Source organism: Amycolatopsis sp. FU40 (genome assembly GCF_021903635.1).
In the GTDB taxonomy this organism is placed as follows: Bacteria; Actinomycetota; Actinomycetes; order Mycobacteriales; family Pseudonocardiaceae; genus Amycolatopsis; species Amycolatopsis dendrobii.
Genome location: NZ_CP091381.1, coordinates 7,203,757 through 7,223,663 on the forward strand (window position 1 = coordinate 7,203,757; position 19,907 = coordinate 7,223,663).

The 19,907-nt window shown below is 68.3% G+C and carries 21 protein-coding genes, 1 tRNA gene and 1 riboswitch; of the genes, 13 read left to right on the forward strand and 9 right to left on the reverse strand.

Going from position 1 to position 19,907, the window contains the following annotated elements; translation table 11 throughout:
• Positions 1-27: 27 nt before the first annotated feature.
• Together L3Q65_RS33850 and L3Q65_RS33855 are read right to left on the reverse strand one after the other, a co-directional pair.
• On the reverse strand, positions 28-1,515 hold the full coding sequence (locus L3Q65_RS33850; protein ID WP_237597540.1) for a cell wall metabolism sensor histidine kinase WalK: 1,488 nt from the start codon (positions 1,513-1,515) through the stop codon (positions 28-30).
• Complete coding sequence (locus L3Q65_RS33855; RefSeq protein WP_009084604.1) at positions 1,490-2,242, reverse strand: response regulator transcription factor; 753 nt, start codon at positions 2,240-2,242, stop codon at positions 1,490-1,492. Before L3Q65_RS33855 ends, L3Q65_RS33850 begins: the two co-directional genes overlap by 26 nt.
• A 170-nt stretch (positions 2,243-2,412) precedes the next feature.
• Between L3Q65_RS33855 and L3Q65_RS33860 the strand changes: the two genes are divergently transcribed.
• Together L3Q65_RS33860 and L3Q65_RS33865 are read left to right on the forward strand one after the other, a co-directional pair.
• Positions 2,413-2,982, forward strand: coding sequence for a hypothetical protein (locus L3Q65_RS33860; protein WP_182892669.1), 570 nt, complete (start codon positions 2,413-2,415; stop codon positions 2,980-2,982).
• Positions 2,983-3,045: 63 nt separating this feature from the next.
• A complete protein-coding gene (locus L3Q65_RS33865; protein WP_182892670.1) occupies positions 3,046-3,240 on the forward strand; it encodes a hypothetical protein in 195 nt (64 codons plus the stop codon).
• Position 3,241: 1 nt separating this feature from the next.
• On the opposite strand, the gene L3Q65_RS33870 is transcribed toward L3Q65_RS33865, so the two are convergent.
• Entirely contained in the window at positions 3,242-3,691 is a 450-nt protein-coding gene (locus L3Q65_RS33870; RefSeq protein WP_182892671.1) for a nitroreductase family deazaflavin-dependent oxidoreductase, read from the reverse strand.
• A gap of 125 nt (positions 3,692-3,816) precedes the next feature.
• Between L3Q65_RS33870 and L3Q65_RS33875 the strand changes: the two genes are divergently transcribed.
• From L3Q65_RS33875 to L3Q65_RS47430, 4 genes are read left to right on the forward strand one after another with little or no spacing between them, the layout of a single operon-like run.
• Positions 3,817-4,497 (forward strand): TetR/AcrR family transcriptional regulator, encoded by a 681-nt coding sequence (locus L3Q65_RS33875; RefSeq protein ID WP_182892672.1) that lies wholly within the window; start codon positions 3,817-3,819, stop codon positions 4,495-4,497.
• Between the two features lie 46 nt (positions 4,498-4,543).
• Positions 4,544-6,061, forward strand: coding sequence for a 3-hydroxyacyl-CoA dehydrogenase (locus L3Q65_RS33880; RefSeq protein WP_182892673.1), 1,518 nt, complete (start codon positions 4,544-4,546; stop codon positions 6,059-6,061).
• Between the two features lie 34 nt (positions 6,062-6,095).
• A complete protein-coding gene (locus tag L3Q65_RS33885) occupies positions 6,096-6,404 on the forward strand; it encodes a VOC family protein (protein ID WP_255751113.1) in 309 nt (102 codons plus the stop codon).
• Positions 6,313-6,513: a VOC family protein gene (locus tag L3Q65_RS47430; protein WP_370648139.1), complete on the forward strand. Its 201-nt coding sequence runs from the start codon at positions 6,313-6,315 to the stop codon at positions 6,511-6,513. The genes L3Q65_RS33885 and L3Q65_RS47430 overlap by 92 nt, the downstream gene beginning before the upstream one ends.
• A gap of 447 nt (positions 6,514-6,960) precedes the next feature.
• Here the strand turns inward: L3Q65_RS47430 and L3Q65_RS33890 are convergent, their stop codons facing one another.
• The 4 genes from L3Q65_RS33890 to L3Q65_RS33905 form a co-directional block, all read right to left on the reverse strand.
• A complete protein-coding gene (locus L3Q65_RS33890; protein WP_182892675.1) occupies positions 6,961-7,923 on the reverse strand; it encodes a threonine/serine dehydratase in 963 nt (320 codons plus the stop codon).
• Positions 7,920-8,771 (reverse strand): dihydropteroate synthase, encoded by an 852-nt coding sequence (gene folP / locus L3Q65_RS33895; RefSeq protein ID WP_237597541.1) that lies wholly within the window; start codon positions 8,769-8,771, stop codon positions 7,920-7,922. The genes L3Q65_RS33890 and folP overlap by 4 nt, the downstream gene beginning before the upstream one ends.
• A gap of 25 nt (positions 8,772-8,796) precedes the next feature.
• A riboswitch (ZMP/ZTP riboswitch) is annotated at positions 8,797-8,887 on the reverse strand.
• A 78-nt stretch (positions 8,888-8,965) separates the two neighbouring features.
• Positions 8,966-11,947, reverse strand: a complete 2,982-nt coding sequence (locus tag L3Q65_RS33900; protein WP_237597542.1) for a PQQ-dependent sugar dehydrogenase — start codon at positions 11,945-11,947, stop codon at positions 8,966-8,968.
• A 92-nt stretch (positions 11,948-12,039) separates the two neighbouring features.
• The gene (locus tag L3Q65_RS33905; RefSeq protein ID WP_182892678.1) at positions 12,040-12,672 is read right to left on the reverse strand and encodes a L,D-transpeptidase; all 633 of its coding nucleotides are present in this window, start codon (positions 12,670-12,672) and stop codon (positions 12,040-12,042) included.
• A gap of 262 nt (positions 12,673-12,934) precedes the next feature.
• Here L3Q65_RS33905 and L3Q65_RS33910 point away from each other — a divergent pair, with 262 nt between their 5' ends.
• The gene (locus tag L3Q65_RS33910; RefSeq protein ID WP_182892679.1) at positions 12,935-13,447 is read left to right on the forward strand and encodes a hypothetical protein; all 513 of its coding nucleotides are present in this window, start codon (positions 12,935-12,937) and stop codon (positions 13,445-13,447) included.
• On the opposite strand, the gene L3Q65_RS33915 is transcribed toward L3Q65_RS33910, so the two are convergent.
• The gene (locus L3Q65_RS33915; RefSeq protein WP_182892680.1) at positions 13,437-14,324 is read right to left on the reverse strand and encodes a serine/threonine-protein kinase; all 888 of its coding nucleotides are present in this window, start codon (positions 14,322-14,324) and stop codon (positions 13,437-13,439) included. The two genes, L3Q65_RS33910 and L3Q65_RS33915, sit on opposite strands and share 11 nt — an antisense overlap.
• Positions 14,325-14,341: 17 nt before the next feature.
• Positions 14,342-16,084, reverse strand: a complete 1,743-nt coding sequence (locus L3Q65_RS33920) for a class I SAM-dependent DNA methyltransferase (protein WP_237597543.1) — start codon at positions 16,082-16,084, stop codon at positions 14,342-14,344.
• A gap of 77 nt (positions 16,085-16,161) precedes the next feature.
• Between L3Q65_RS33920 and L3Q65_RS33925 the strand changes: the two genes are divergently transcribed.
• From L3Q65_RS33925 to L3Q65_RS33950, 6 genes are all read left to right on the forward strand, one after another.
• The gene (locus L3Q65_RS33925; protein ID WP_182892682.1) at positions 16,162-16,911 is read left to right on the forward strand and encodes a PP2C family serine/threonine-protein phosphatase; all 750 of its coding nucleotides are present in this window, start codon (positions 16,162-16,164) and stop codon (positions 16,909-16,911) included.
• A gap of 63 nt (positions 16,912-16,974) precedes the next feature.
• Positions 16,975-17,059 (forward strand) — tRNA-Ser (locus tag L3Q65_RS33930).
• 261 nt (positions 17,060-17,320) lie between these two features.
• Positions 17,321-18,289, forward strand: a complete 969-nt coding sequence (locus tag L3Q65_RS33935; RefSeq protein WP_182892683.1) for a pentapeptide repeat-containing protein — start codon at positions 17,321-17,323, stop codon at positions 18,287-18,289.
• A 360-nt stretch (positions 18,290-18,649) separates the two neighbouring features.
• Positions 18,650-19,027, forward strand: a complete 378-nt coding sequence (locus L3Q65_RS33940) for a nuclear transport factor 2 family protein (protein WP_237597544.1) — start codon at positions 18,650-18,652, stop codon at positions 19,025-19,027.
• A 361-nt stretch (positions 19,028-19,388) separates the two neighbouring features.
• Complete coding sequence (locus tag L3Q65_RS33945; RefSeq protein ID WP_009084635.1) at positions 19,389-19,649, forward strand: hypothetical protein; 261 nt, start codon at positions 19,389-19,391, stop codon at positions 19,647-19,649.
• 5 nt (positions 19,650-19,654) lie between these two features.
• Complete coding sequence (locus L3Q65_RS33950) at positions 19,655-19,903, forward strand: hypothetical protein (protein WP_009084637.1); 249 nt, start codon at positions 19,655-19,657, stop codon at positions 19,901-19,903.
• Positions 19,904-19,907 lie beyond the last annotated feature (4 nt).

Below are 19,907 nucleotides of genomic sequence, written 5' to 3' on the forward strand. Positions count from 1 at the left end.
CCGTGCTGTGCGCGGGCTGTGAATCGCTCACGAAGAAGTGTTGCCACCGTCACGCAATTGCGGGAACGAAGCCACGAATTCGGTGCGCCCTGGACCGCTGTTGACCATCACACGTCCGGAATGCGCGGCCACGACCGCGGCGACAATCGCCAGCCCCAGCCCCGTGCTCCCGGCAGCGCGCGAACGCGAATTGTCGCCGCGGGCGAACCGCTCGAATACCTCGGGCAGGATTTCCGGCGGAATTCCCGGCCCATCGTCCACAACGGACAAAGTAACCCAGCCGTCTCGTGTGGACAGTGCGGTGGTCACCGTGGTGCCCGCGGGCGTGTGCGTGCGGGCGTTGCCGAGCAGGTTCAGCACCACCTGGTGCAGTTGCCCGGAATCGCCGAGCACCGCGATCGGCTCGCCGGGAAGTTCCAGCAGCCACTTGTGTTCCGGACCGGCGACGTGCGAATCGGCGACCGCGTCCGCGACCAGCCGGGACAAATCGACCGGCTCGTGCACGACCGCACGTCCGGAGTCGAGCCGGGCGAGCAGCAGCAGGTCTTCCACGAGCGTCGTCATCCGGGCCGATTCGGATTCCACCCGGCTCATCGCGAACGCGATGTCCGGCGGCACCTGTTCGCTGCCGCGCCGGGTCAGCTCGGCATATCCGCGAATCGCGGCGAGCGGCGTACGCAATTCATGGCTCGCGTCCGCGACGAACTGCCGGACGCGGCTTTCGCTGGCGTGCCGGGCGGCGAGCGCTTCGGCGATGTGCCCCAGCATCCGGTTGATCGCCGAACCGACCTTGCCGACCTCGGTGCGCGGGTCGGTGTCCACCTCGGGCACTCGCTCGGACAACGCGACCTCGCCGCGATCCAGCGGCAGCTCGGACACCCGGGAAGCGGTGGCGGCGAGCCGATCCAGCGGGGCCATCGTGCGCCGGATCGTCACCGCGCCGGCGAACCCGGCGACGAGAATCCCGCCGAGCGCGACACCGCCGAAGATGAAACCCAGCCGCCACAACGTTTCCGAAACCCGGCTCATCGGCAGCCCGATCACGGTGAACTCGCCGCGCGGCGAATACGTCGCGATCACGCGATATTTCTTGAGACTCCCGGGAAGCTCGACCGTGCGGCTCTGACCGTTCGGCGCGAGCACGAGCAGAACCCGGTCCTGCTCCGGCGTCAGCGGGACGAGGCCGAACGGACCGATCACCTGCCCGTTGACCTGTCCGTCGCGCACGACCAGGCTGAGCGTCCCCTCGGGCTGGCCGAGCACGCGCAGCGGATCGGGCGGCAGTTTGCCGGAGCCGTTGATGGGCGGACGCGGCACGCCATGCCGGAACCCGCGGTCGCTCGCCGCCGACAGCTGCTGGTCGAGCTGCCCGACGAGAAAGCCGTTCAACGCGAATTCGGTGACCACGCCGACCACCACGCAGACCAGCGCGAGCAGCGCCGCCAGCTGAACGATCAGCCTGCGGCGCAACGACCACGGACGGCGGCGCTCAGCCCGCGGCGGGTTTGAGGACATACCCGGCGCCGCGCATGGTGTGGATCATCGGTTCCCGATCGGCGTCGATTTTCTTGCGGAGGTAGGAAATGTACAGCTCGACGATATTCGCCTGGCCGCCGAAATCGTAGCTCCACACGCGGTCGAGGATCTGCGCCTTCGACAGCACCCGGCGCGGATTGCGCATCAGGTAGCGGAGCAATTCGAACTCGGTCGCGGTCAGCGGCACCAGATCGCCGCCGCGGTGCACCTCGCGGCTGTCCTCGTCCAAGGTCAGATCGCCGACCACCAGCTGCGACCCGGTCGCGCCGGAAACACCGCCCGCCCTGCGCAGCAGCGCGCGCAGCCGCAGCGCCACTTCTTCCAGGCTGAACGGTTTGGTCACGTAATCGTCGCCGCCCGCGGTGAGCCCGGCGATCCGGTCTTCCACCGCGTCTTTCGCGGTCAGGAAAAGAACCGGCAGATACGGCGTTTCGGCGCGCATCCGGCGCAACACCTCGAGCCCGTCGAAATCGGGCAGCATCACGTCGAGCACCACGGCGTCCGGCCGGAAATCGCGGCCGATGCGCACCGCCTCGGCACCGGTGCCCGCGCTGCGCACCTCCCAGCCCTCCATCCGCAGGGCCATGGACACGAGTTCGGCCAGCGTCGACTCGTCGTCGACGACCAGCACGCGGACCGGGCTGCCGTCCGCGCGGCGCAGTTCGGCCTTGCCCCGGCCGGCAGACGCGGCGTTCACACTGCTCATGGTGCCATCTTCGGGCCCTGTCTTCAGGTCGAGCTGTGCCCCGGCTGTGTGTTTCCTGTGCGACGTTCCCCCGCTGAGGTGCACAGGTGTCCCCCACGTCCGGCACAGCTTCCGCACAGCGGCTGCCCCGACGCTCGGGAAGAACCAGCTCGAACGTTCCGGAGGAGACCATGACGACCGATCCAGCAGAGGGCGCGACCTGGGGAGAGCAGCCCGCTCCCGCTTCCGGCGGCAGCGGCCAGGGGAGGGCGTGGTCGGGCCGGAAAACCGCGATCGCGGCGGGCGTCGCGGTCGTGATCGCGGTCGGCGGCGGGCTGGCGATCTGGGCGGGCACCAGCGGCAACAACGCGACCGCGCAGCAAGGTCCCGGCGGATTCGGCGGTCCAGGCGGGCCCGGTGGGCAAGGCGGCTTCGCCGGCCGCGGCGGCATGGGCGGGATGGCCGCGCTGCGAGACGCGCTGCACGGCGATTTCGTGGTGACGGATCCGGCAGGCGGGTACGTGACCGAACGACTGCAGACCGGGACGATCACCGAACTCAGCGCCACCTCGGTGACCCTGACCAGCAAGGACGGCTACAAGCAGACCTACACGCTGGATTCGGCCACGCAGAAGACCGGTTCGCCGAAGTCCGGCGACAGCGTCACCGTGGTCGCGAAGGTCCAGGGCACCACCGCCACCGCGACCTCGCTCGGCGAGGCACAGCAGTTCGGCAACGGACAGCCGCGCCGCCGCGGGTAACCCGTTCGGAAGGGAACCTTGAGACACTTCCCCGAGGTTCCCTTCCCGAGCGAGGAGATGGTCGTGAAGCGGTGGATCACGCTGGCGTGCGGTGTGGTGCTGGTGCTCGTCGGCGCGGTGTGGGTGCTGCAGGGCGTTGGCGTGCTGACCGGCAGTTTCATGACCGGCCAGAAGCTCTGGTTCCTCATCGGACTGGTCGCGTTCCTGGTCGGCGTGGTCCTCGTCGCGGCCACCGCGTTCCGCAAACGCGCTCGCTGACTCATCGGGTGAAGACCTCGAACACCGGGTAGCCCGGCGCGATCTCGAGCAGCTTCTCCTCCGGTGCCTTCGCGTCCACGCCTTCGAAGAACGTGCCGACCTCGAACGCCCAGCGCTTGAGGTACGAGCGCAGGATGGCGGGCTTCTCCTCGTCGGACAACTCGCGGTAACCGAACGTCTCAGTGCGGCGTCCGACGGTCAGCTGGCCCTCGCCCGCGGCGCGCAGGTTCCGCACCCACTGGGTTTCGCCGCGCGCGGCCACCAGGTACTGCTTCCCCTCGAATGGCAGCAAGTTGACCGGCACCTCGCGCAGTTCGCCGGACTTGCGGCCGCGGACGCCCAGCACCCGGCTGCCCCACACGCTGAAGCCCCGTTTGGTGAGCCAGCGGACGCAGCCGTTGAACGCCGCCGACGCCTTGCCCGGTTCGAGGTAACGAGTGCTGCTGGTCATGGGGTCCTCCTCGGTTTTGAGAGCGGTGCTCTCTGTTGTGAACAGTGAACACCTGCGCGCTTGCCGCTGTCAAGAGCAGTGCTCTCGGTTTTGCGCAGCGCTCTCATTCGAGGCACACTGATCGCATGACTGCCGCACCCCGGACCGCCCGCGAACGGGTCCGCGCCGAGCTGACCCGCGAGATCAAGGACGAGGCCCGCCGTCAGCTGGCCGAGGTCGGCGCGCACGGACTTTCCCTGCGCGCGGTCTCCCGTGCGCTGGGGATGGTCTCGTCGGCGCTGTACCGGTACTTCCCGAGCCGGGATCACCTGCTCACCGCACTGATCGTCGACGCGTACAACGCGGTCGGCGAGGCCGCCGAACAGGCCGATCCGCACACCGGCGACCCGCGCGAACGCTGGCGAGCCATCTGGCGCGCGACCCGCGACTGGGCCCGCGCGAACCCGCACGAATACGCGCTCATCTACGGCTCGCCGATCCCTGGCTACCAAGCTCCGCAGGACACCGTCGGCCCCGCCGGGCGAGTGGCGTTCGCGCTGGTCGCGGTGCTGCGCGACGCACATCCGCACGAGCCGGCGGTCACCGCGCCGATGTCGGAAGAGCTGCGCGCGCAGGCCGACCAGCTCACCCGGATCCTGGACCTCGACGCGCCCGCGGAGGTCGTCATGCGCGCCATCGCCGCCTGGACCCAGCTGTTCGGCGCGCTCAACTTCGAGCTGTTCGGCCAGTACGTCGGCAGCGTCGCCCCGGCGGACGCGTACTTCGAGCACCTCGTCGGGCAGATGGCGGACTTCGTCGGCCTGTAGTCCGGGGTAAGTTCGCCGTGGCGCCAAAGCGAAAGGCAGGTTCGACGTGACGGGATGGGCCGGACGGGTCGGCAGGATCCGGGTGATCGGCACCGGGGTGATGGGACGCGGCATCGTCCAGCTCGCCGCGACCGGCGGGGTCACCGTGGAACTCGCGGATGTACAGCCGGAAGCGGTCGCGGCGGCGATCGACCACGTCGGCGCGATGGTCGACCGGCTGGTCGCCAAGGAGAAGCTGACCGAGGAGAACGGCCGCGCGGCGAAGGAACGCCTTGTTCCGGTCGACGGCCCGCTCGCTCCCGCCGACGGCGTCGACCTGGTGCTGGAAGCCGTCCGCGAAGACCTCGAAACGAAGCAGACGCTCTTCGCGGGTCTCGAGAAAATCTGCGGCCCTGACACGATCTTCGCGACCAACACCAGCTCGCTGTCGGTCACCGAAATCGCCGCCGGAATCTCTGACCCGACGCGAATGATCGGTCTGCACTTCTTCAACCCCGTCCCGCTGATGCGCCTGGTCGAGGTCATCCCCGGCGCGCGCACCGCCGACTGGCTGCCCGGCGAAGCCCTCGAACTCGTCCGCGGCTGGGGCCACGAACCGGTGCTGGCGAAGGACGCTCCCGGCTTCCTCGTCAACCACGCGGGCCGCGGCCTGAACACCGAGGCGCTGCAGATTCTTTCCGAATCCCTCGCCGCTCCCGCCGAGATCGACCGGATCGCGCGCAACGTCCTCGGCCTCAAGCTCGGCCCGTTCGAACTGCTGGACCTCACCGGTTTGGACGTCTCGCACGCGGTGCTGGAAAGCATCTGGAGCGGATTCCACGCCGAACCGCGCCTGCGCCCGTCGTGGCTCACCCGCCCGCGCGTCGCCGCCGGGCTCTTCGGCCGCAAAACCGGCGAAGGTTTCTACCGCTATGTCGACGGGAAACAAGAAATCCCTCCGGAGCCCACGGCCCCGCCCGCTCCCGCCATGCCGGTCTACGCCGCCGACGAACGCCTAGGCCGCCTTCTGTCGGCAGCAGGCGTCGACGTCGTCCCGGACGCCTACCCCGACACCGTTCTCCTGGTGACCCTGCGCGGGGAGTCCACTGTGGAGGCTGCGCGGCAGTTGGAACTGCCCGCCGCGCGCGTCGTCGGAATCGACGCCCTTGGCTACGAATCTCGCTTCACCATGTCTGTCCACCCTGGACTGGACCCGCACTACGGCCGCGCCGCCTGGGGCGCTTTGGCCGCAACCGGAACCCCCGTAACCGTCGTCCGCGACGGTGCCGCCCCCATCGCCCAACGCCTGCTTGCCTCGATCATCAACACGGCTTGTTACATCGCCGACCAAGGTCTCGCGGCCCCCGCCGACATCGACACCGCGGTGCGCCTGGGACTCGGCTATCCCCGCGGCCCCCTGGAATGGGGCGACCTGGTCGGCCCGGAAAAGGTCCTGCGAATCCTGAACGGTCTCCTCCGCGCTACTGGGGACCCGCGCTACCGCCCGAGCAACTGGCTGACCGAACGGGTGGCGCTGGGCCTGCCGCTCGCCTCCACGGGCACCCGTCCGGCTGATCTGGCCTGAGTTTTTGTCGGTGGTGGGCAGTAGCTTTTCTGGCATGACTGTCACCTTCGACCTGACCCTGGACTGCACCGACGCACAACTTCTCGCGGCCTTTTGGAAGACGGCACTGGGTTATGTCGACAAACCTCCGCCGCCGCCGTTCAGAACCCGCGGGGAATGGCTCGCGCAATTCCACCTGCCCGAGTCCGCTGGGGATGACGCCTGGCTTGTGCCATCCCCAGCGGGCTGGGCCTCGGCTGGCGATCCTGAAGGTGCCGGAACCGAAGACGGTGAAGAACCGGCTGCATATCGACATCCGGGTGCCTCGGGATGGGGATCCGGCTGCGCAGTGGGCACGGGCTGAACGTTTGGCGGGGGCGGGAGGGGCGATCCTGGTGGAGGCAGAGGGACATCATGTGGTGCTGGGGGATCCGGAGGGGAACGAGTTCTGCGTCGCGGCCGCATCGGCTTAGGTCCGGCCTGATGCGGACGCCATGCGGCGACGGGCTCCGGAGCAAGACCAGTTCCGCATCGCCGCCGCCTCGGCACAGGTCGCCGGACTGCTGCATAGACCAGGCGGCGGCAGGTCTGGTTTGGGGCGAGCCCTGGGCCCGGCTGCCTCGGCACAGGTGCCGGACTGCTGCATAAACCAGGTGGCGGCAGGTCTGGTTTGGGGCGAGTCCTGGGGCCCGGCTGCCTCGGTGCGGGTCGTTGGGTCGCTGCGGACACCGTGCCGTGATGGCGCTTCCCGAGCGGAACGAACTCTGTGTCGCCGCTGCCTCAGTGTAGGTCGCTGGACTAGGTTGCGGCGCAACGAAGTCACAGCGAAGGGACCCTTCACAACCCAAGATTCCTTAGCAGAATTCCTTCAGCCGCCGCGAAAACCGTCCCAGCCCTTCCGCCGCCCCAGCGAAACCGGGTCAGGATTCCGCCCCGATCCAGCGGCGGTAGGAAGCTGCGTCGACATTGCTCCCGCAAACGACAGTGACCACATGCCGTCCAGCAAACCGGTCAGGGTCTTCGAGAATCGCCGCGACGCCGAGCGCGGCCGACGGCTCGACGATGAGTCCGGCGCGCTCGAACAGCATCCGCATACCAGCGATGATCGACGCCTCTTGGACCAGGACAGCGTCGTCGGCAACGAGAAGGAGGTCGTTCAAGACAGCCGGGATGGGGAACCGGCCGGCGACGCCGTCGGCGATGGTGTCGGTCGAGTCGGTTGAGATGACGCGTCGTTGGTGCCAGGAGCGCGTCATCGCCGGTGCGCCCAGTGGCTGGACGCAGATCACCTCGACCCCTGGCGCGCACTCCTTGAGCACGTGCCCCACCCCGGTGGCCAGCGCGCCTCCGCCCAGAGCGATCAGTACGGCATCGAACGCGGGGACCGCATCCACCAGTTCGAGGCCGATGGTTGCCGCGCCCTCGCAGGTCTCGAGGTCCAGGCTGTCTTCGACCAGCCGGATGCCGTCGTGCCGCGCGATGGCGGCGGCTCGGTCGCGCGCCGTCTCGATGTCGCCGTCCACCAGTTCCAGCCGGGCGTCCAGTGCGCGGATGCGATCGAGCTTGGCGGCGGGTGCGAAGCGGGAGGCCACCACGGTGACGTCGAGTCCCCGGCCGCGCCCGGACCAGGCGAGGGCCTGGCCAAGGTTTCCCGCGCTCGCGCACACGACAGCGGAGGCACGGCTGTCGGCGAGCGCGCTCGCGACGACTTCGGTACCGCGCGCCTTGAAGCTGCGGACGGGGTTCGCCGTTTCGAGTTTGATGCTCACCGCGCAACCGAGGTCGCGCTCCAGCGCCTCACAGCGGTACAGCGGAGTGTCGAGGAAAGCAGGGTCGATCCGCTGGCGAGCAACTCGGATCCGAGCGGTGTCGAGGCGCGTCATCGGCTGGCTCCTGCGTACTGGTTCAAAGCAGTGAGGACGGTGAGCGCGTCCCGAAGCGCCGCGACGTCGTGAGTCCGGATGAAATCGACGCTGTGACTGGCGGCGTACAGCTCAGCGGCCAGGCTGGCCGGTCCGATCTCCGCGAGCTCGCGCCCGGTGATCGCGCGGAGAAACGACTTCCGGGACGGCGAGACCATGATCGGGACGCCGAACCGGGTCCTGATCGCGCGAAGCGCCGCCAGCACTGCCAGCGACGGTTCCGGCGTGGCACCGAGAAAGTATCCGAGCCCGGGATCGATGATCAGCCGTTCGCGGTCGATGCCCGCCGCTTGGAGCGCGGCCAGCCGCTGATCGAAGAAACGCTCCAGAGCCGTCAGCACCGTCTGCGGATCGGTGCGCACTTTGGTCGCGGGGCCCCGCCGCTGCACCGAGTGCATGACGACGAGGCGGCATCCGGTATCGGCCAGCTCCGCATACCGGGCAGGGTCCGGAAATCCCTGGATGTCGTTGAGAAACGCGGCACCACGAGCGGCGGCGAACCGGTGGGTCTGCGGCTGGAACGAGTCGACCGACACGGGGATGCCTTCGGCGACCAGGCGGTCCAGGACCAGATCCAGCCGCCGCACTTCCTCGTCGGCGGTCACCGGCTCCGAGCCCGGATGACTGGCCGCGGGGCCGAGTTCGACGACGTCCGCGCCGGCCGCCAGCAATCGGCGCGCATGGGCGAGCGCGTTCGCCGGGGCAAGGAATCTGCCGCCGTCGGAGAACGAGTCCGCGCTGACGTTCACGATTCCCACCAGCCGCGGCCGGTGCCAAGACTCTTCCGAAAAGGCCAGAGGTTCAACCATCGCCGTGTCTCCCGGATCTCGATCCCACAAGAGCCCAGGCGTACGGCACGACGTCACGAGGACGAGGCCGCTCCCCGATGGTGATCCATCTTCACACGCCAGTCACGGCCTAACGACACAGTAACAAGAAATCCCGGTGCGGAGCCAGCGGCAGCCGTCGGCGATGGTGCGCCGACGGCCGCCCCGAGAATGGCTCACCACCGGTAATTCGTGGTTACCCCATACCGGAAAATCACGTATCCGCCCTGGAAATCGCTTCGGGCACCTCCGCTGATCGGATACTCATCCGAGGTCGGCAATCCCAAATACCCCCGTTCCCATCCCAGCGCGGCCCACCGCTTCCGAATCTCTCCCTGCACCATGTGCGCCCCGGTACGCGGGCTCCAGTAGATCGACCCGCCTCCGTTGAAGTGGTTGTAGCGCGCGATCCCGTTCGGAGTACCGGTTTCGTCGGTAGTGGGATAGCCGAGACCGCGCTCCCAGCCGAGCGCAGCCCACTTATCCCGGATAGCCCCGCCGATTTGGTGCGCACCGGTAGACGGCGTCCAATAGATCGACCCGCCGATCGTGAAGTGGTTGTACCGCCCGACCCTGTCCGGCGTCACGGACTCATCCGTGGTCGGGTAACCAAGACCCCGCTCCCAACCCAGCGAAGCCCACTTATCCCGGATAGCGCCGCCAATCTGATGCGCTCCGCCGGTAGGCGTCCAATAAATCGACCCGCCGGTGAAGTGGTTGTACCGCCCGATCCCGTCGGGAGTCCCGGACTCGTCGGTGGTCGGATACCCCACCCCGCGTTCCCAGCCGAGCGCGGCCCACTTAACCCGGATCTGCCCCTGGACCGAATGCGCTCCCGTAGAAGGCGACCAGAAAATAGACGTGGCCTGGCTGCCCGGCGTGCCGATCAAATGGTTGTACCGGCCCACCCCGTCCGCCGTGCGGGTCTCATCGGTCGTCGGCGGCCCGTACACCTGATGCCCGCCGATCGCGAGATACCGGGCCAGGATCGCCCCGCCGATCTCGCGCACCCCGGTAGCCGCGGACCAGTACAACCGCCCGTTCGCATACGGCCGATACCGCACCGGCCCGTCGACAACCTCAGGACCCGTCGGCGCGCCAAGCGAACTCCGCAACTCCGGCTCAGCCGCATACCGCTGGTCGATCGCCGTCAGATAGTCGGCAGTCAGCGTCAGGTCACCAGCGCCGACGGTGATCGACCACGAAGGCGTAGCCGGACCGCCCTGCCAACCGGTGAACTTGGAAACCCCATCGGTGCCAACCAACGCGGCAGTCACGTCAAACGTCGCACCCTCAATGACCATGGCACTGCTGACGCCGCCCTCGCTAGGGATGCTCAACGCGGCGGGCTGCGTGCCCACCAACGTCAACCGATGCTGGCGCGGATAAGCGACATATGTCTTGCTCGCCTGCACCCCGGCGCTATCGGTGACCGTCGCGGTGAATTCCATCCGGGAATCCGTGTGATCGGTAAACGGAACCGTCAACGTCGGCCCCGTCGCACCATCGCCGGGATGCACGTGGCAGGCACCGAGATCCGGACAGTGCCGAATCAACGACGTCCACGTAACGGGAAGCCCGCCATCCTCGGCATCAGTCGCCTTGGCGGACAACGAAACCTGCTCACCCACCGCGAAAGTCTTGTCCGGCGCGGTCAGAGTCAGCACCGGCGAGTGATTGCCCGGCGCGACAGCGATCTTCGCCGTCCCGACACCGCCAAGCGGATCCGAAACGGTCAACGTCGCGGTGAACGAAGCACCGTCCCCGTACTGATGGCTGGCCTGAACCCCGGTGCCGGTGCTGCCGTCGCCGAAGTCCCAGGAATAGGCAAGACGATCGCCGTCAGCGTCAGTAGAACCACTGGCGTCAAAGGAAACCGTGCGAGTATCCGGATCCGTCGAGGAAGTGGCCTTTGCCACCGGTGGAGCGTTGTTGGTCGAGTAGCTCAACCGGCGCAGCACCCCAGAGTTGAGATCAGTGAAGACGATGTCCCCGTTGGGCGCGGCGGAAATCCGGGTAACTCCGCCGACGTTCTGGAATGGCGCGGGGCTCGTGGGCGCTTGCGTGAGCTTGCCCTGCGCGTCATACCGCAGCGTCCAGATCTTCTGCCCCGCGTAGTCCCCGAAGAAGTACGCACCCTGGTAAGCGGCCGGATAGGTCGTGCCGCCATACACAATCCCGCCAGTGACGCTGTTGCCCTGCGCAGGACCGGTGCCGTGCTGGTAGTCCCACAACGGCGGAGTGTTCACCGCCAACGCACAACGCGCGTCAGCCGAATAGCCCGGCGTGAGATGATTCCCCTCGTAGCAGGGCCAAGCGAGATTCGCGCCCGGCTGCACGACATCCAGCTCTTCCCACGTGTACCAGCCGACGTCGCCGACCACCGGCAGCCCGCTCTTCGGGTCGAGGCTGAACCGGAACGGGTTGCGGAATCCGCTCGCGAACACCTTGCTGCGAGCGGAATCCGGCGCGGCGGCGTTGTAGTACGGATTGCTCGGCACCCCCTTGCCGTCCGCGGTGAGGTGCAGGATCTTGCCGAACGGCGAATCGAGGTCCTGTGCGACGAAGGCGACCGGATTGGTCTTGCCCGCGTCGCCGTTGTCGCCGACGGAGTACCAGAGGGTGCCGTCCGGCGCGGGGTAAACCGTGTCGAGGCCGTGGATGTAGTACGGACTGCCGGGCAGGTCGAAAATCACCTTCTCGCCGGTCAGCCCGGACGGATGCCCCGCGCCGTCGAGCTGAACGGTGAACTTGGCGGCGCGCAGCGTGTACTGGCCGTTGCCGAGCGAGACCGAACGGTTCAGGTAGATCTGGTGCGAGGTGGCGTAGTCCGGCGCGAGCGCGATGCTCGTGAGCCCCATGTCGCCCTGCGTCTCGACCGGGAAGGTCGCGATCCGCTCCGGCGCGCCGCCGCCCGCGGCCGGGACCCAGTTGACGACGCCGGACTTGCCCAGCGCCAGCACGCTGTCGTCGGGCAGCCAGGCGAAGTCGGTGAACTCGTACTGCCCGAGTCCGGTGGGCAGGTCCCGCAAGACGAACCCCGGCGGCAGCGCCGGGGTGTCGGCTGCTGCCGCCGGGGCGACGGCGGTGACCAGGGTGGGGACGGCGAGGGCCGTGAGTGCGGCCACCAGCAGGGAACGGAGCTTGCGCCAGGCCATTCAGGCCCCCTTTCTCAGCGACCGGTAATCGCTCAGAAGGGGGAGGAAGTTGCCTCTATCGGGTGATATTTATTCGACCGTGACGCTCTCGGTCAGGGCACGACCTGGACCACGTCGCCGATGTGCAGGGTGTTGAAGAACCGCAGCGACGACGTCGCCGACAGGTGGATGCAGCCGTGCGAGTACACCTTCAGGCTGCCGGTGTGGAACGCGTCGCCCGGGTAGAAAAAGACCGAGTTCGGCATCGGCGCGTTGTCGAACTGCTTGCTCAGGTGCAGCTTTTCCTTCGACAGCACGTGGAACGTGCCGGTCGGGGTCGCGTGCCCCTTGCGTCCGGGCAGCATCGAGACAGGCCCGTAGATCACCTTGCCGTCCTGCAGCAGCCAGGCGCGGTGCGCGGAGATGTCCACGCAGGCGCTGGTGCCCGAAGCGGCGGCGGCCGCCGCGCACGGGACGTCGGCGGTGCTCGGCTCCGGGTCGGCCTTCGGCTTGGGCGCGGGCTTCGGCGTCGGTTTCGGGGTCGGCTTCGCGCTGGTGCTCTCCGGGCTGCTGCTGGTCGCCGGGGCAGAACTGCTGGTCGGCGCGCTGGACGACGACGAGGTGGGCACGCTCGCCGCCGCGGGCACCGCGCCGCCGCCGGAAGCCGACCCGGCCGTGCCGCCGGAGCACGCCACGAGCCCGAAAGCCGCGGCCAGCGCCGCCATCCCCACCAAAACCCTTTTCACGATCCGGTACCCCCGCGTTCGGTCGGGTCGCATTCGGCAGGACCCGTATCACCCGAATAGACGACCATCACCCCTTCGTGGTTGCTCGGCAATGGTCACGATCCGGCGTCTCCACCTCCGGGTTGAGCCGCGGATCCACCCGATGCCAGCCCGTACGCCGACGAAAACCGCACCGGTCCCGGCGAGGCTGGAAGCACGCCGGGCAGCCTCCCGGCACCCGCCGCCGGCCGGGCGAAGCCGACCAACTCCGCGAAGGAGCACCGTGAACCTCGGCCCGCTCACCATCGTTCTCTACGCCGCGATCGCCGCACTCGTCCTCTACCGGGTCGTCTACCGGCAGTGGCGCGGCACGCTGCTCAGCCGCAAGCGGTTGCTGACGCTCCCGTTCATCCTGACCGCGATCGGCGTGTTCTCCGCCGCCACCGCCTTGCAAAGCGCGACCGCGACGGAGTACGCGCTGCTGGCTGGCGACGTCGTGATCCTCGGACTGCTGGGCGTCCTGCGCAGCTCCACTTCGGTCCTCAGTGCTCGCGAAGGCACGACGTTCGTGAAGGGCACTCCGCTTACGCTGGTGCTGTGGTTCGCCACCATCGGCGTGCGGGTCGGCTTCTCCTTCCTCGGAGCAGCGCTCGGTGTCAGCAACACCGTGACGTCCTCGACGATCATGCTCACGATCGGCGTCAGCATCGGCGTACAGAACGCCTTCACCTACTACCGCATTCAGAAGCGCGGTCTGCCGCTGTCGGAGCAGACGCCCGTGAGCATCAGCCGCTAAGCCCCACCATGCGCGCGTACATCCGCGAAGGACTCAGCACCGTTGCCGGGTGCAGGAATCCCGGCAACGGCGGCAAGTCCCGCGCGAAGGGCACGAGATGCGCGTACAGCACTTCCGCCCCAGACGGTCGCGCTGAAGGATCCTTCGCGAGCGTCGCGGCGAGAAGCGTGTTCAGCTCGCGAGGTACGCCGGGAACGACTGGAGCTGGCTCCTTCACCTGCTTGTCGAAGACCGCGTACGCCGTCGGCCCGGTGAAGACCGGACGGCCAGTGAGCATCTCGTGCAGTACGCAACCGAGCGCGTACAGGTCGCTTCGCGGCTCCGCGTGCCCACGCTGGATCTGCTCCGGAGCCATGTACGACGGCGTACCCAGCAACTGTCCCGCACGCGTGAAGCGAGCAGTGTCGGCTTCGCGCAACACGGCGAGCCCGAAGTCCATCACCTTCACACTGCCGTCCGGACAGAGCATGAGGTTGGCCGGCTTGAGGTCACGGTGGCAGACCGCGCGAGCGTGCGCCGCTGACAGCACCGCAGCCGCTTGCGCCGCGATCGCTGCCGCCCAGGACACCGGCAGCGGACCGTGTTCGGCAAGCAGATCGTCCAGCGTCACGCCTTCGACGAACTGCATGACCTGGAACAACCGGTCGTCATGGGCACCGAAGTCATACAGTGTGGGCGCGCCGGGATGGTCGAGCGTGGCAAGGATCCGCGCTTCGCGGGCGAAGCGTTCCTCTAGCTCTTCGTCGCCGCCGGGAAGCCGAAGCAGCTTGATCGCGACTTGCCTGCCGAGCCGCCGGTCGAGCCCGCGGTGCACTGAACCCATGCCGCCCCGGCCGAGCGGCAGATCGTCGACCTCGTAGCGGTCCGCGATCAGCATGGGCCCCCTCACAGCGCTCACCCGCCACCGGGCTTCAGCCGTCCTTCGGCGAGTGCGGCAAAGCCTAGCCGCACCAGGTCGCGGCCGATTTCCGCGGTTTGCCGCAATGCCCGGTCGAAGTCCGCGAGCGCGCGGAAAGCGACGCCGTACGCACGCTGCGTTTCGAGCGGATGCCGCGGCACCTTGAGCCGGCGCGCGTCGATCCGGGTCGACGCACTGTGCACCGGGAAGTCCGCGGCGCGCAGACATCCGGCGAGGAATTGCGCATCGAGCAGCTGCGGATCCACGCGATAACGGGAAAGCGCGGGCCCGAGCCGCACCGGAGCTCCACTGTGGACGATCACCGCGCCGGTGACCGACGCGACCACGTCGCCTTCCTTGGCGAACACCGCCGCCGGATCCGGCGCGGCGTGCCCGGTCGGCGGGCCGCCGATCAGGACGTCGTCGGTGGTCAGCACGGGTTCGTCACCGTCGGCGGTGCGCGGCGGCGCGTGCGTGATCCGCAGCGCGCCCGCCTTCACCAGCTCGCCGACAGTCGTGTACGCCGTCTCGCCGGACGCCGGTTCCAGCGCGGGCAGCTCGATCCCGATTTGCCCGAAGAGCCGTTGAGCGGCAAGGAAAGCCTCGCCGGAATCCGTCTCGCCAGGACGGCCGGACGGGGTCAGGTCGACGTCGTCGTCGAGCACGTCGATGATGCGTTCTCCGGTGTCCGGATCGGCCAGGAAGTCCTGCCACACCTGTTCGACGTCGTCCGCGGTGGTGTCGGCGATCAGCACCGTCGCCGGCGCGCGCTGTTCCGGTTCCGGTCGCGTGAGCAGCCAGAGATCGGTGCCCGGCGCGAGCGTGCACACCGCGCGCAGCGCGCCCGCCCGAAGCAAGTTCGCCCGGATGCGTTTCCCGCTCCGCCGTCCGGCCGCTGCTCCCGGCATCAACACCGCCACCGCGCCACCGGGTTTCACGTGCGCGAGGCAATGCTGCACCCACGCCAGCTCCGACTCGCCCCGCGGCGGCAGCCCGTACTCCCACCGTGCGTCGCCGACGAGTTCCTCGTGCCCCCAGCCGCGCTCGTTGAACGGCGGATCGCACAGCACGACGTCGGCCAGCCGGTCGGCGAAAGCGTCCGCGCGCAACGCGTCCGCGGCGTGCACCTCGGTGTCCGCGCCGTGCAACCGCAGCCGGATGCCCGCGATCCGCGCGGTGTCCGAGTCGATGTCCTGCCCTCGCGCCCGGGTCGCCGCGGCGGCCAGCAACAGCGACCCGAACCCGCACGCCGGGTCGAGCACCGTGGCCCCCTTCGCGCCGGTCAGCCGCACCATCAGGTCGGCGTACGCGGTCGGCGTCGTGGAGAGCCGACGAGCGTGCGCCTCGAAGAACCGGTCGCAGAGCTGCTCGAACGTCTCCGCCGCGCCTTCGTTCGAGGCCAGCTGGGAGATCAGCGCCAGCAGCTCCGGATCGCCGGGCCCCTCAGCGTCGTCCGCGAGGTACTCGCCGACCGCCGCCAGCCGCGCACCGAGGTCAAGATCGTCGCCGAGCGCGCGCAGCCGTTGCCACGCTTCGTCGATCGGCGACAGCTCGAACGGCCGACCGCGCCCACGCAGCCACGCCTGCACCTCCGGAAGCGAAAACAACGGGCTGGACGCCGTGCCGCCCACCGGTTTGGGAAAATCGTCATGGCGGCGCCGCCAGTTGCTCACCGCCGCCCGGCGCACGCCCGCCAGGCGCGCGATGTCGGCCGCACTCACCGCCGCGTCGTCTGCCATGTCGAGCACGATAGCCGACGACAGCGGTTTCCATCGTTTTGCTTGTTAACTCAGTCAACCAATGGTTTTATGGGGGCATGGCCACCGAGCAGACCCGGTTCACCCTGCGCTACTCCGCGGGCTCAGACCAAGGGCGACGACGCACCAACAACGAGGACTCCGTCTACGCCAGCGGGCGGATGCTCGTGGTGGCCGACGGGATCGGCGGCCAGCCGCACGGCGAAGTCGCCAGCTCGACCGCGGTCAGCGTGCTGGCCTCGCTGGACGCGGAACTGCGCACGCTCGACCTCACCGCGCACAACCTGTCGAACCTGCTCTCCGACGGCGTCCGCCGGATCGCCGAAGAGCTCGCCCAGGTGGCCGAGGAAACCCCAGCCACGCAAGGCATGGGCACCACCCTCACCACGCTGCTGTTCGACGGCACCCACTTCGCCGCGGCGCACGTCGGCGACTCCCGCGGCTACCTCCTGCGCGACGGCGAACTGCAGCGCATCACACGCGACCACACCCTGGCCCAGGCCCTGGTCGAAGACGGCACCATCAGCGCCGCCGACGCCGACCACCACCCGCGCGGCTCAATGCTGATGAAGGCGCTCCTGAGCACCGGCTCGGCCGAACCGGACGTCTGGGAGTTCACGCCGCAAGCAGGCGACCGCTATCTGCTCTGCTCCGACGGCCTCACCGCGGGCGCCAGCGAACCGGCCATCCTGGACGTCCTCTCCGATGGCGCCCCCGAGGAAATCGTCCCGCGGCTCATCGCACTGGCCAACGAGGGCGGCGGCCCGGACAACATCACCATCGTGGTCGCCGACGTCGTACCGGCCTGAGCCCAACCCCGCAGGTCGGACCACCTGCGAAAGGCCGGAGGACCATCCGGTATTCTTCCCCACGGAGGATTGGCCGAGCGGCCTAAGGCGCACGCTTGGAAAGCGTGTTGGGTTCACGCCCTCGCAGGTTCGAATCCTGTATCCTCCGCCGCAGTAACCAGCGGAAACGCCGGTCGACCCAGCTTCGGGCCGACCGGCGTTTCCCGTCTTAGCCTCATTTCCAGTCTCAGTTGACCCTGGCTAGGCCACCTTCAGCTCTTCGCGGAAGTCGATGCCACGCCAGTCGGGTCATCGCGCGCGCTTCCGCGGAGCCCGGCTTCAGTAGGCGAGACTGGACAGCGTGAACTTGATCAGGAGTGTCAGCCGCGGGTGGCGTCGGCGTGGCGGGACGTGGTGGTGGAACATCCTCGTGATCGTCGTGCCGGTCGCGGTCATCGCCGCGACCGCAGTGACAGTGCTGCTGTTGTTCGTCGGCGGCTCCACCCCTTCGGACCGGATCGAGCTGATCAAGACCGGTCTCACAGTCGGCGCGGGCACCGGCGGGATGGTCGCGCTGGTCCTCAACGGGCGGCGGCAGACGACTACCGAGCACGATGCCAGCGAACGCAGGCTCACCGACCTCTACCTCAAGGCGGTCGAGCAACTGGGGTCCGACAAGGCCGCCATACGGCACGGCGGCTGTTTCGCGCTCGAACGCGTCGCACAAGACAACCCCGGTCAGCGGCAGACCGTCGTCAACGTGCTTTGTGCGTACCTGCGTACGCCCTACACAGAACCGGCGCCCACGAAGACAGGGGTACGGCGGCCGCTCGTGGCCAACCGCCGGCTTGGCCTGCGATTGCCTCCTCCAGGGGTGGACAGGCTGGCCGGCGAAGTGCGACAGGAACGGGGGGTCCGGCTCACCGTCCAGCGGATCCTTACCCAACACCTCAACCCAGGCACGGACCCAAGGCATCCGGACATCACGTTCTGGCCTGGCATCGACCTAGACTTAACCGGTGCCACCCTCGTCGAGTTCAGCCTTCTCGGCTGTCGCGTCCGCGAAGCAATCTTCGCCGGTGCCACTTTCCTCGACGACGCCTGGTTCGACTTCACGACCTTCACCGACGTCGCCACGTTCGAAGGCGCAACGTTCACCTCTGACGCCAGGTTTAACCACGCGGTGTTCGGCAGCGCCGCGTGGTTCCTCGACACCACCTTCGCCGCTAACGCTGGGTTCAACGGGACGGAGTTCCTCGGAGGCACGATGTTCACCCGAAGCATGTTCGCCAAAAACGCCGCTTTTGACGGAGCGATCTTCGCCGAGGACCGCGAGATCGACGGTGCCAGTTTCGCTCGATCGCCGACCTTCGAAGATGCTGAGTTTCGCGGGCGCTAGAGCGGAGGAATCACGACGTCTGAGTGTGCTGCGCCTTCGGCGTTGACGTCCAGGTTCCCACACTCGACTACCAGCGCGCGACTAAGAAGAACTCTTTCGCTCCCCAGACGTCGGAGCCGAACCCGGGTCTGGCCTGGTCGCATTCCCCCCGGGTCGCCCCGGTTCCCCGACCACTCCATAGGGCGCTGACCTGGGCATCCGCAACCCGAGTCCCCCGGTGAACACCCGTGAGCAGACTTGGAAAGCGTGGTGGGTTCACGCCCTCGCAGGTTCGAATCCGGCATCCTCCGCCGCAACGCCGAAGGTGTTTTTGCGTAAATCCCTTGCCTGGCAACGATATTCCGCTGGCAGAATCCATTCATGGACCACAGTGCAGCTCAAGAGTTCGCCGCGCATTGGGCACAGGCTTGGAACGCCCACGATCTCGACGCCCTGATGACCCACTTCGCCGACGACGTGACCTTCCGGTCACCGGTCGCGGTCCAGGTAGTCGGCGGCGACGGCGTCATCCGGGGCAAAGCCGCGCTGCGCACGTACTGGGCCGAGGGGCTGCGCCGGATCCCCGATCTCCGCTTCGAGGTCGTCGGCGTCTACGTCGGGCTCGGCGCGCTGGTCATCAACTACCGCAACCAGAAGGGCGGATTGGTCAACGAGGTCCTGGTCTTCGACGGCCCACTCGTCGTCGAGGGCTACGGGACTTACCTCGGCGACGACCCGAATCCGGCGGGCGCTCGCTGAAGCCCGTCGCTGTCCGCAACCGCGGCAGGGGCTGGGATCGGCCGAACGGTCCTACCCGCTAGGCTTCGCCGCAGACTTGATCGCAGCTGTCCGGAGAGGTTCGCCGGTGTCACGAATACCGTTTTGACCTGGGCGTTGGCCGTCGCGCACGCACCACGAACCCGCAGGTCAGAAGGCTGACACGCGGGTTTCGGGCCCCGCGTGCGCACCCATGGATCCAACGCCCGACTGGCCCCGGACTGCCGACCGCGTCCGGGGCTTTGTCGATTCTCCCGCCCTCACTTACTTACCGAAAACACTTGATCACGCTAAGTTTGTACGTGGTCGTTCCAGCCCCTGACGTACCGAGGAGCCCGCCCCCATGGCCGGAGTGGAAGAGATCCGCGCTGGTATCGCGCTCGCGAACGAGAAGGCGTCCGCGAGCATCGCCGCGCTGCAGCAGGCAGCGCAGGCACTCGAAGAAGCACAGCTGTCGCTGTCCCAAGCCACCCAGGGCAGCAGCCAGCACGAGGTGAACCAGGCGCACGGCCTGCTCGCCGAAGCGCTGCAAGGGATCACCGGCATGCAGAGCACCATCCAGGCCGGCATCTCGTCGGCCGATTCCTACTCGGCGCGGCTTTAACGCCGATGTCGGGGCTCGCCGAAATCCACCAGTTGCTCACCGCCGCGCGAGCGGGGGTCGGCGACGGACGGGCGCACGCCGAGCGGGCGAGGACCCTGCTCGGCGACGCCCGGCGCGCACTCGTCGACGCGCAAGCCAAGGCAGATCCGTGGCTGCCGGGGCAATTGGCGCAGGCCGACGAGGCGCTCGAGCACCTCCTCACCCGTTTAGCCGCCGCCGACGATTTAGTGGGCGGCTACCAGTCACGCCTGTAGGGAT